Genomic DNA, 9,235 nt, shown 5'->3' on the forward strand with positions numbered 1-9,235 from the left:
GGCGCGGACTCTCCAGCGCCGGGCGCGCCGCGGCGGACGCGCGCGTGCTGGCCGGCGCGACAACCGCGCCGTCCTTGCTCCAACGCTTATCGCCGCTGGTCTGGTTAATGCCGCTGAACGTGGTGGACATGGCTTAGATCACGTCGAACAGCGTCAGCTGGCTGACCTTGCCATAAGCTTTCTGGCTGGTCTGCAGCGCCATCGACAGATTGTTCATGGCGATATAGGCGGTACCGTAGTCCAGACTGCCGAGCTCGATGATGCTGTCCTGGTTCGCCAAGCTCAGGCTGTCATGATTGCCATCCAGCGTCTTCAGCACGTTCTGCGCCCCGCCCAGTTCGGAAATGGTGCCCCCAACCCGGTCTAGCGCGGTGTCCACGCCATTCATCACTTCGCGGACGGTGGAACCCACCGCTGGGTCCTTGCTGTCCAGGGTTGGGCTTTGCAGCGTGGCGATCACTTTGTCTAGCTGGTTGAGCAAGGGGGCCATGGCCTCCAGCGTAACGTTGGACGCCTGGGTCACCCCCTCGCCCACGGTCACCAGTTGGCGGTCGCCGTTGCCGTTGTAGCGGTAGCGGCTGCCGGCCGGCTGGGCATCGTCGGCGACGATGGGCGCGTTGTTGACCGCGCTGCCCGAGAACAGGTAGCGGCCTTCGCTGTCCTTGGTGTTGGCCGCGTACAGGATGCTGTCGCGCAGACTGATCAGCGGCGAGGCCATCGCCTTCAGATCATCGGTCGCCGGCTGGTTGGCCGCGGCCACCAGCAGGTCGCGCGCGTCGCGCAGGCTGGTGCTGATGCCGCTGAGCAGCGTTTCGTTCTTGGTCAGCTGCGATTTGAGCGCGCCGATATTGTCGCGATACTGCTTCAGCGACGCCTCCTCGCGCTGCAGGCGCAGCAGGCGCACGCTGGCGATAGGATTCTCCGACGGCGCGAGCATGCTCTGGCCGCTGGACATCTTCTGCAAAAGCTCGGACATGCCGGCGCTGCTGTTTTGCATGGCCAACAGCACGACGGATTGGTACTGGTTGCTGGAAATACGCATGCTAAGTCCTTACAGGATGGCCAGGGTGCTTTCGAACAGTTGGTTGGCCACCGCGATCACTTTCATATTGGCCTGGTACATCTTCTGGAATTCGATCAGGCTGACCGCCTCCTCGTCGCGTTGGACGCCGGAGGTGGCGTGCCAGTTCTTTTCCGCCTCGGCGCGGATGACGTTTGCCGTGGCCAGCCCGGCCTTGTTCGCCTGGCTGGAGATCGCGAGGTGGCCGATCATCTGCGAATAGGCGTCGCCCAGCGTCACATTGCCGACGCCGGCCAGCGGGAAGGCCTGCTGCTTGACCTTCAGCACCTCGAGCAGATTGTCGTTATTGCCCGGCTTGGCCGGATCGGCGGAGAAACCGAGTTCGGCGGCAAGGATGCCGGTGCTTTGCAGCAGGCCGTGGGCGGCGCCGGCGTCGTAGCGGAACAGCGGCTTGCCTGGCTGGCCGTTCATATCGTAGCCCTTGGCCAGTTGGTCGTTGACGCGGGTGGCCAGTTCGCCGGCCAGCGTGCGCACCTGGGTCTGAACCGGCCGCAGGTTTTCCGTTTCAAAGCGGTTGAGTCCGCCCAACTGGCCGCCCAGATCGCCGCCCGGCATCGCGTACTTCTCGGTGCCGAAGGCCAGCTTCAGTTGCTGGCTGCCATCCGGCTGGGCTTCGCTGGACAGCGTCGCGGCGCTGTCGGCGGCCACCAGCGGCAAGCCGTTCTTCAGCGAAATGGCCTTGCTGCCATCCGGCTGCGCCATCACTCTCACCTCGATCAGCGAGGACAGCGCGTCGATCTGGCGGTCGCGTTCGTCCTCCAGACCGGAGGTATTGATGCCCTGGGCCTTGGCCGACATCAGTTTCTCATTCAGTTGCGCCAGGTTGGCAGTGGCGCTGTTGATCTGCGTTAGCGTGGCGTTGCGTTGCTCGGCGATGGCCGCCAGCTGCGAGGTAAGCACGCCGTCCAGATTGTTGAAGCGCTGCGCCAGCGCGCCAGCGGAACGGACCACCTGGTCGCGCATGGTGTTGGAATCCAGACTGGCCGCGTTCAGCGCCGCGAAGAACTGGTCGAAACCCTCAGACAAGCTGCTGCCCTTGCTGCCCATCACATTTTCCAGCTGCGCGAAGTAAGGCTGGGCCGCTGCCAGCGAACCTAGATTGGAGCCGGCTTGCCATTGCAACAAGTTCTTGTAGTCGTCGCTGAAGCGGCGGACGTTGCTGACGTTGACGCCGTAGCCGGCGCTCAGCGGATCGCCGGCGCCCGGGGCCTGGGTGGCCAGCACCACGCCCTGGCGCGAATAGCCTGGTGTCTGCTGGTTGGCGATGTTCTGGCTGGCCGTGTTCAGCGCGACCTGCGCCGCCTGGGCGCCGGACAGCGCGTTATTGATCATGCGCATGGTTGGCTGTCATCACTTGGTGAGTGGGAACATGGGCGGGGCGAAGGCCGCCAGCCCTTGGCCGGCATCCCGGCCCTGCTTCAGACTGGCGACGGCGGCGTCCACATCCTTAACGGGAATATTCCCATCCTCCGGCAGCAGCTGCGCCAGGATGACCTTGGCGATGCCGAACGTGCGCTGGCTGGCCAACTGATCGGCCAAGGCCCCGTCAGCGATGTCCAGCATGTCGGCGTTCATGGAGTTGGCGAAGACGCTGTCTTCGCCCGCCACTTCGCGCGTGGTCTTGCGCATCTGCTTGAACATCTCGCGGACGAACTGGGCCTCGAACATCTCCGCCGCCTTTTCCGCCTTCTTGCGGTATTCCGGACTGGCGGCCGCCACCGGCGCGTCGCCGCCGGCCCCGGCGGACGGGTTCTGCAAATCGTTGTTCAGCATCAGATCACCACCAGTTCGCCGTCTATCGCGCCGGCCTGGTCCAGCGCCTGCAGGATGGCCATCACGTCGTCCGGCGTGGCGCCGGTGCGGTTGACCGTGTCGATGATGGCGCGCAGGCTGGCGCCGGCCGGCCACTTGAACATCCGTCCCTGGCCCTGCTCCACCTGCACCCGAGAGTCGGGCACCACCTGGGTGGTGCCGTTGCTGAACGGGCCGGGCTGGCTCACCTGGGACGACTCGGAAATCACCACCCGCAGACTGCCGTGCGACACCGCCGCCGGGCGCACGGTGACGCCCTCGCTGATCACCACGGTGCCGGTGCGGGAATTGAACACCACGCGCGGGATTTCCGCGCCGACGTCCACGTTCAGCCTCTCTAGCCGCGCGACGAAGGCCACGCGCTCGGTCGGGTCGCCCGGCGCCCTCACCTCGATGGTGGTGGCGTTGCGGGTAGTGGCGATCTTGCCGTAGCTGCGGTTGATCGTCCGCACCACGTTGGTGGCAGTCTCGAAACTGGGGCGGCGCAGACTCAGGCGTATGCTGTCGCCCTGCTCAAAATCGCTGGGAATCTCGCGCTCGATCGACGCACCGTTCGGAATGCGTCCGGCAGTGGGCGTGTTGACGGTGACGCTGGAGCCGCTCTTGCCCTGTGCCGACAGGCCGCCTATCACCACGCTGCCCTGGGCCAGCGCGTACACTTCGCCGTTGGCCGCCTTCAACTGAGTTAGCAGCAGCGTGCCGCCGCGCAGGCTCTTGGCGTCGCCCAGCGACGACACGGTCACGTCTATGGTCTGGCCGCGGTTGTAGCCGGGCGGCAGGCTGGCGCTGACCATCACCGCGGCCACGTTCTTGACGCGGGTGTCGGTCTTCTCCGGCATCTTCAGGCCGAACTGCTTGAGCATGTTGGCGACCGACTGGCCCGAGAACTTCACCTGCGAGTTGTCGCCGGTGCCGTCCAGGCCCACGACGATGCCGTAGCCTATCAGTTGGTTGTCGCGTATGCCTTCCACATTGACCAGCTGCCGCAGCGGACGGGCCGCGGCCGGCAACGACAACGCCGCCAGCAAGGCGGCGGCGATCAGGCGTCGAATCTGTCTCGATATCATGGAAAACCTTAGAACGGCATCAACGGGCTGGCGAAGAAGCGCATCAGCCAGCCAGGACTGTTGGCGTCGGCCAGCGCGCCGCTGCCGGAATAGCCGATGCGGGCGTTGGCGATGCGCAGCGAGGAGACGCGGTTGTCGGTGTCGATGTCTTCCACCCGCACATAGCCGGCCAGGCGCAGCATTTCCTCGCCCTGGTTCAGCGCCAGCTGCTTCTCGCCCTTGACCTGCAACAGGCCGTTGGGCAGCACCTTGTGCACCACCACGGTCAGCGAGCCGGCCAGCGCGTTTTGCTGGGTGGAGCTGGATGAGCCGTTGAAGTCGCGGTTGGCGTCGATGCCGACCTGGGCATTGAAGGTGGTGTTGCCGATCAGCGAGGGGCCGATCTTGGCGCCGGACTTCTTGCCGAAGCTGGTGCCGGCCTGCTTGCTGGCCTGGGTGGTTTCTTCCAGCACCACGGTCAGCACGTCGCCGGGGCGGAAGGCGCGGTTGTCCGAGGTCAGCGACAGCGAGCCGCCGGACGTGAACACGCCGCCGCCGATCGGCCGCGAAGTCTGCTGTCGCATCAGTTCCGGCAGCGGGTCCGGCTCCGGCGGCGGCGGCTGAAACTGGGCGCAGGCCGCCAGCAGCAAGGCGGCCAGCGGCGCGAGGCGGGTAAGCGTCATCGTACCGACTGGCCCAGCTGCTGCAGCATATTGTCGGCCGCAGACAGCACCTTGGTGTTCATCTCGTAGGTCCGCTGCGCGGCGATCATATCCACCATTTCTTCCACCACCTGCACATTGGAGCCTTCCAGGCTGCCTTGCTTGAGCTTGCCCAGCGCGCCGCTGCCCGGATCGCCGGCATTGGCGTCGCCGCTGGCGTCGGTCTTCTGGAACAGGTTGTCGCCCAGCGCCAGCAGGCCGGCCGGATTGATGAAGCCGGCCAGCTGGATGCGGTCCACCGCCTCAGGCGTAGTGCTGGTGCCGCGGGTCACCGACACTTCGCCGGTTTCGCTGATGGAAATCTTGGAGGCGTCGACCGGGATGCGGATCTCGGGCTCCAGCGGCAGACCCTGGGCGGTCTCCAGCACGCCGTCCTTGCTCAGGCTCAGCTGCCCTGCCCGGGTGTAGCCGGTCTCGCCGTTGGCCATCTTCACCTGCAGGAAGCCCTGGCCGATGATGGCCACGTCCAGGCTCTGGCTGGTGGTGGTGATGTTGCCCTCGGTGAACACCTTCTGGCTGCCCACCAGCCGGGTGCCGTTGCCCATCTGCACGCCGGACGGCGAGGTATTATTGTCATCCACCTTGCTGCCCGGCTGCTTCTCGACCTGGTAGAACAGGTCTTCGAATATCATGCGGTCGCGCTTGAAGCCGGTGGTGTTGACGTTGGCCAGGTTGTTGGCGATGGCGGTCAGGCGCGCGTCTTGCGCCTGGATGCCGGTTTTGCTGATCCAAAGTGCCGGATTCATCGTATCTCCCAATCAGTCGGGCGTTCAGCCGCGCACCAGGCGGTTGCCCGCTTCGTTCATGTCGCTGGCGGCGTTGAACAGCTTCATCTGCATCTCGAAATTGCGGTTGAGCGTCATGGTGGACACCATTTCCTCCACCGCGGACACGTTGCTGCGCTCCAGGTGGCCGCTTTGCACACGCACGCTGTCATCCACCGGCAGCGGACCGCCCTGGCGCGCGGCGATCAAGCCGTCAGGGCGCTTGCCCACTTCGCGCGCCTCCGGCTTGACCAGCTTGAGCTTGTCTACCGGCTGCATCGCGGTGTCATCCGGGTTCAGCACGGAAATCGTGCCGTCGGCGGCCACGCTGGCCTTGAGGAAGCCTTCGGGCAGGCGGATCTGGCCGCCGTCGCCCAGCACCGGGTGGCCGTTGACGCTCAGCCCGCCGTCGGCGCCCACCGTCATGCTGCCGGCGCGGGTGTAGGCTTCGCTGCCGTCCGGCGCGGCGACGGCGAAAAAGCCGTCGCCCTGCAAGGCGATGTCCAGATCGCGGCCGGTCTCCACCACGGTGCCGTTGCGGTCGGACAGCGCGGTCGGCGCGTTCAGGCTCAGCAGGCGGGCGTCGTAGCCGTAGCCCGGCACCTCCTGGCTCACGGCGGTGTCGATGTCGGCGCGGAAGCCGCCGGTTTCGGCGTTGGCCAAGTTGTTGGCGTGGATTTGCTGCGCGCGCAGCATCCGGCCTGCGCCGCTCATCGCGGTGTAGATCAGCTTGTCCATAGCCTTACACCGCCTGCATCAGCGCCTGCATCACCTGGTTCTCGGTGGAGATCACCTTGGTGTTGGCCTGATAGTTGCGCTGCGCGGTCATCAGCGACACCAGTTCGGAGGTGACGTCGACATTGGATTGTTCCAGCGAGCTGGTGACCAGCTTGCCGGCCATATTGCTGCCCGCCGGCGACAGCAGCGCCGGACCGGAGGCGGTCGATTCCTGCCAACTGGTCTGGGAAGCCGCGGTCAGCGCGCCCTGATTGGCGAAATTGGCGATGGCCAGACGCGCGACCACCTGCTTCTGGTCATTGCTGTAGCTGACGATGACTTCGCCGTTCTCACCCAGGCTGACGCCGGTGCGCGCGCCAGGCGGATAGCCGTTGGCAATGCTGCGGGTGGTGCTGCCTTCGCCGGCATACTGGGTGGTCCCGCTATAGTCCAGCGACACTTTCAGCGCGCTGGCGCCGGCCGGGGAGCCCAGGTCCAGGTCCACCGGGGTGACAGGCTGCGTCATCTTGCCGTTGGTGTCGAACTTGAGGTCGGTGGTAGTGGCCAGCATCTTGTCGCCCAGCTGGTAGTGGACGGTGATGGTGCTGTCGGCGCTCTTGCAGAAATACTGGGTCAGATTGTGCTTGTTGCCCAGCGAGTCGTACACCGGGGAAACCGTGGAGTGGTTGAAGCTCTGCGACACACCCTTGTCGAACGGCACAGTCTGCACCGGCCAGCCGGCTGACATGTTGCCGGTGTATTTCAGCTGGTCGCTCGGCTTGGCCGCGATGTTGCCGGTAGGTATCTGGATGTCGCCCAACGCGCCCAGCGCGCCGCCTTCCGACTGGGCGTAGCCCTGCACGCGACCACCGTAGTTGTCGATCAGATAGCCTTCTTTGTCAGTATCGAAAATGCCCACCCGGCTATAGGTCACCGCGCCGGCTGTGCTGCGCGACACATAAAAGCCGCGGCCGTCGATGGCGGCGTCCAGCGCGCGGCCGGTATTGACCAGGCCGCCGTTGCGGCCGATGTTCTGGCTGTTGGGATTGGCGTTGACGCCCATCGCCTGGCTGCCGGCGTAGGCGGAGGCGAAAGTCACCCGGCCGGACTTGAAGCCGTAGGTGCCGGAGTTGGCGATATTGTCGCTGACGCTGCCCAGCTGGTTGTTGACGGCGTTGATGCCGGAAAGGGCGATCTCGAAGCTCATGGTTATCTCCGGGGGTGACTTTAAGCGGAAAGCAAGGCGGATACGGAAGAAGCGGGGAAGTCGCCGATGCCGGCCAGGCTCAGCACCGGCTCGCCGCCATTGACCGGCAGCCGTACGCCGCCAACCTCGGCCTTGAGCTCGAACAGCCCCTTGCTGCCGGATGCGGTGGACAGCTCCAGTTGGTAGTTGCCGGCGGCGAGGTGGTAGTCGGCCAGCTTGATCTTGAAATCCGAGGCGCCCGCGGCGCGCTTGCCCAGCTCGATGCGGGTGCGCTGGCCAGCGGCGTCGGTCAGGATCAGCGTCGCGCCCTCCTCCTGGCCCGCCAGCGTCAGGCGGCCGTTCAGCTCGCCCTGGCCGTCGCTGCGGATACGGTCGGTCTGCACCAGCACCGGCTTGCCCACCTGCGCGCCCAGCGCCACGCCCTGCAGCTCGCGCAGCATCGCGCCCTGGCTCTGCAACTGCTTGAGCATGTCCTGGGTGCTCTGCATCTGGCTCATCTGCGCCAGCTGGCTGACGAACTGCGACGGATCGGCCGGATCCAGCGGGCTCTGGTTGCGGATCTGCGCCAGCAGCAGCGTCATGAACATATCGTTGGTCGGCTGGGCGCCGTTCTTGGCCACGTTGTTCTGCGCGCCGTCCTTCTGGCCGCCGTTGGCGGCGAGCTGCCTCGATTGCGCCTGTTCCACGCTCATGCGGTATCTCCCAGTTTCAGCAGGTCCTGCTGCATGGTTTTCACCTTGGCCAGCACCTCGACATTGGTCTGGAAGGCGCGGGTGGCGGACAACATGTCTGTCATCTCCTCCACCGCGTTGACGTTGCTGTAGAAAACATTGCCGTCGGTGTCGGCCAATGGATTGCCCGGCTCGTGCGCCTTGCGCACCGGCTCCTGGTTCTGCACCACGTCCAACACCTGCACGCCCATGCCCTCGCCCTGCATCTGACTGCCGAACACTGGCTTGCGGCCGCGGTAGGCGGCCTGCTCGGTGCCGGCGGAGGTGTCGGCGTTGGCGATGTTGCTGGCCACGGTGTTGAGACGCACCGTCTGCGCGGTCATGGCGGAACCGGCGATGCGCGAGATGTCGCGGAATGACATGGTTTATTGCCCCGCTATCACTTTGGCCAAACCATGCAGCTTCATGTTGATGAAGGTGAGGCTGGTCTGGAATTCGGAAACGTTCTGCGAGAACTCGGCCTGCTCGACGCTGAGCTCGACGGTGTTGCCGTCGCGGGACGGGTGGTTGGGAAGGCGGTACAGCAGATCGCCGCCGCCGTCGTCGAACGCCAATGGCGAATCGGCGGCCGCTGATGCCAGCGCCGCCTTGAAATCGATGTCACGCGCCTGATAACCCGGGGTGTTCTCGTTGGCGATGTTCGACGCCAGCACCCGGGTCCGATCCGCCCGCAGCCGCAAGGCCTCGGGATGGATGCTCAGGGCCTTGTCCAGATGCATGCCCATTGCCTTGACCCTATCAGTTCACTACCATGTTCAAGCTATTTACTATGAATAGCCATTCAATTGGAAAGCGATACTAATAAGCGCGCCCGTCATCGTATACGCAACAATTACCACGCATTTTGTAATGGAAAAATTCGCCAAAACCCGCTACAGCCTCGGCTGCCTGCTGCTCGCCCTCGCCCAAACCGCCCTGGCCGCCTCCCCGGCCGAACAGGAAGTGGAGCGCCAGGCGCAGAAACTGGTCCGCCAGCGGCTGGCCGACGCCGGACTCGACCAGCCGGACATCCGGCTGCAGCTGCTGTCCCCTCGCGACCTGCCCGCCGCCTGCGCGGCGCCGTGGCAGGCCGACGCGGCCGATAGCCGCGCCTTCAGCCGCATGCGCTTCGATCTACGCTGCCCCGCCAACGGCTGGCGCGGCGCCGTCATCGTC

The 9,235-nt window shown here is 65.3% G+C and carries 11 protein-coding genes and 1 pseudogene; 1 reads left to right on the top strand and 11 read right to left on the bottom strand.

Annotated features, from left to right (window positions below; all coding sequences use genetic code 11):
* Positions 1–133 precede the first annotated feature (133 nt).
* The 11 genes from flgL to flgB are packed head-to-tail and all read right to left on the bottom strand — an operon-like array spanning position 134 to position 8,799.
* A complete protein-coding gene (flgL, locus tag LQR33_RS12910; protein ID WP_221668642.1) occupies positions 134–1,042 on the bottom strand; it encodes a flagellar hook-associated protein FlgL in 909 nt (302 codons plus the stop codon).
* Positions 1,043–1,051: 9 nt separating this feature from the next.
* Positions 1,052–2,419: a flagellar hook-associated protein FlgK gene (gene flgK / locus LQR33_RS12915; RefSeq protein ID WP_166438475.1), complete on the bottom strand. Its 1,368-nt coding sequence runs from the start codon at positions 2,417–2,419 to the stop codon at positions 1,052–1,054.
* A 12-nt stretch (positions 2,420–2,431) separates the two neighbouring features.
* A complete protein-coding gene (locus LQR33_RS12920) occupies positions 2,432–2,854 on the bottom strand; it encodes a rod-binding protein (protein WP_021477638.1) in 423 nt (140 codons plus the stop codon).
* Entirely contained in the window at positions 2,854–3,960 is a 1,107-nt protein-coding gene (locus tag LQR33_RS12925; RefSeq protein WP_166438476.1) for a flagellar basal body P-ring protein FlgI, read from the bottom strand. Before LQR33_RS12925 ends, LQR33_RS12920 begins: the two co-directional genes overlap by 1 nt.
* A gap of 8 nt (positions 3,961–3,968) precedes the next feature.
* Positions 3,969–4,622 carry a flagellar basal body L-ring protein FlgH gene (gene flgH / locus LQR33_RS12930; protein WP_166438477.1) on the bottom strand — a complete coding sequence of 218 codons (654 nt, stop codon included), beginning with the start codon at positions 4,620–4,622 and terminating at the stop codon, positions 3,969–3,971.
* Positions 4,619–5,407 carry a flagellar basal-body rod protein FlgG gene (flgG, locus tag LQR33_RS12935; RefSeq protein ID WP_166438478.1) on the bottom strand — a complete coding sequence of 263 codons (789 nt, stop codon included), beginning with the start codon at positions 5,405–5,407 and terminating at the stop codon, positions 4,619–4,621. The genes flgH and flgG overlap by 4 nt, the downstream gene beginning before the upstream one ends.
* A 24-nt stretch (positions 5,408–5,431) precedes the next feature.
* Positions 5,432–6,163, bottom strand: a complete 732-nt coding sequence (locus LQR33_RS12940) for a flagellar basal body rod protein FlgF (RefSeq protein ID WP_166438479.1) — start codon at positions 6,161–6,163, stop codon at positions 5,432–5,434.
* A 4-nt stretch (positions 6,164–6,167) separates the two neighbouring features.
* A complete protein-coding gene (locus LQR33_RS12945) occupies positions 6,168–7,349 on the bottom strand; it encodes a flagellar hook protein FlgE (protein WP_231469246.1) in 1,182 nt (393 codons plus the stop codon).
* A gap of 20 nt (positions 7,350–7,369) precedes the next feature.
* On the bottom strand, positions 7,370–8,041 hold the full coding sequence (locus LQR33_RS12950) for a flagellar hook capping FlgD N-terminal domain-containing protein (protein WP_166438481.1): 672 nt from the start codon (positions 8,039–8,041) through the stop codon (positions 7,370–7,372).
* Positions 8,038–8,442: a flagellar basal body rod protein FlgC gene (flgC, locus tag LQR33_RS12955; RefSeq protein ID WP_166438482.1), complete on the bottom strand. Its 405-nt coding sequence runs from the start codon at positions 8,440–8,442 to the stop codon at positions 8,038–8,040. The genes LQR33_RS12950 and flgC overlap by 4 nt, the downstream gene beginning before the upstream one ends.
* Positions 8,443–8,445: 3 nt before the next feature.
* Entirely contained in the window at positions 8,446–8,799 is a 354-nt protein-coding gene (gene flgB / locus LQR33_RS12960; RefSeq protein WP_011135253.1) for a flagellar basal body rod protein FlgB, read from the bottom strand.
* Between the two features lie 130 nt (positions 8,800–8,929).
* Here flgB and LQR33_RS12965 point away from each other — a divergent pair.
* Positions 8,930–9,235 (top strand): annotated as a pseudogene (locus LQR33_RS12965) (hypothetical protein); the annotation flags it as partial.

The organism is Chromobacterium piscinae (genome assembly GCF_021129175.1).
Lineage (GTDB): Bacteria > Pseudomonadota > Gammaproteobacteria > Burkholderiales > Chromobacteriaceae > Chromobacterium > Chromobacterium piscinae.

What these genes read in the sequence shown, in the direction of transcription:
- flgL (WP_221668642.1), bottom strand. Translation starts at nt 1,042, where the DNA reads ATGCGTATTTCCAGCAACCAGTACCAATCCGTCGTGCTGTTGGCCATG.
- flgK (WP_166438475.1), bottom strand. Translation starts at nt 2,419, where the DNA reads ATGCGCATGATCAATAACGCGCTGTCCGGCGCCCAGGCGGCGCAGGTC.
- LQR33_RS12920 (WP_021477638.1), bottom strand. Translation starts at nt 2,854, where the DNA reads ATGCTGAACAACGATTTGCAGAACCCGTCCGCCGGGGCCGGCGGCGAC.
- LQR33_RS12925 (WP_166438476.1), bottom strand. Translation starts at nt 3,960, where the DNA reads ATGATATCGAGACAGATTCGACGCCTGATCGCCGCCGCCTTGCTGGCG.
- flgH (WP_166438477.1), bottom strand. Translation starts at nt 4,622, where the DNA reads ATGACGCTTACCCGCCTCGCGCCGCTGGCCGCCTTGCTGCTGGCGGCC.
- flgG (WP_166438478.1), bottom strand. Translation starts at nt 5,407, where the DNA reads ATGAATCCGGCACTTTGGATCAGCAAAACCGGCATCCAGGCGCAAGAC.
- LQR33_RS12940 (WP_166438479.1), bottom strand. Translation starts at nt 6,163, where the DNA reads ATGGACAAGCTGATCTACACCGCGATGAGCGGCGCAGGCCGGATGCTG.
- LQR33_RS12945 (WP_231469246.1), bottom strand. Translation starts at nt 7,349, where the DNA reads ATGAGCTTCGAGATCGCCCTTTCCGGCATCAACGCCGTCAACAACCAG.
- LQR33_RS12950 (WP_166438481.1), bottom strand. Translation starts at nt 8,041, where the DNA reads ATGAGCGTGGAACAGGCGCAATCGAGGCAGCTCGCCGCCAACGGCGGC.
- flgC (WP_166438482.1), bottom strand. Translation starts at nt 8,442, where the DNA reads ATGTCATTCCGCGACATCTCGCGCATCGCCGGTTCCGCCATGACCGCG.
- flgB (WP_011135253.1), bottom strand. Translation starts at nt 8,799, where the DNA reads ATGCATCTGGACAAGGCCCTGAGCATCCATCCCGAGGCCTTGCGGCTG.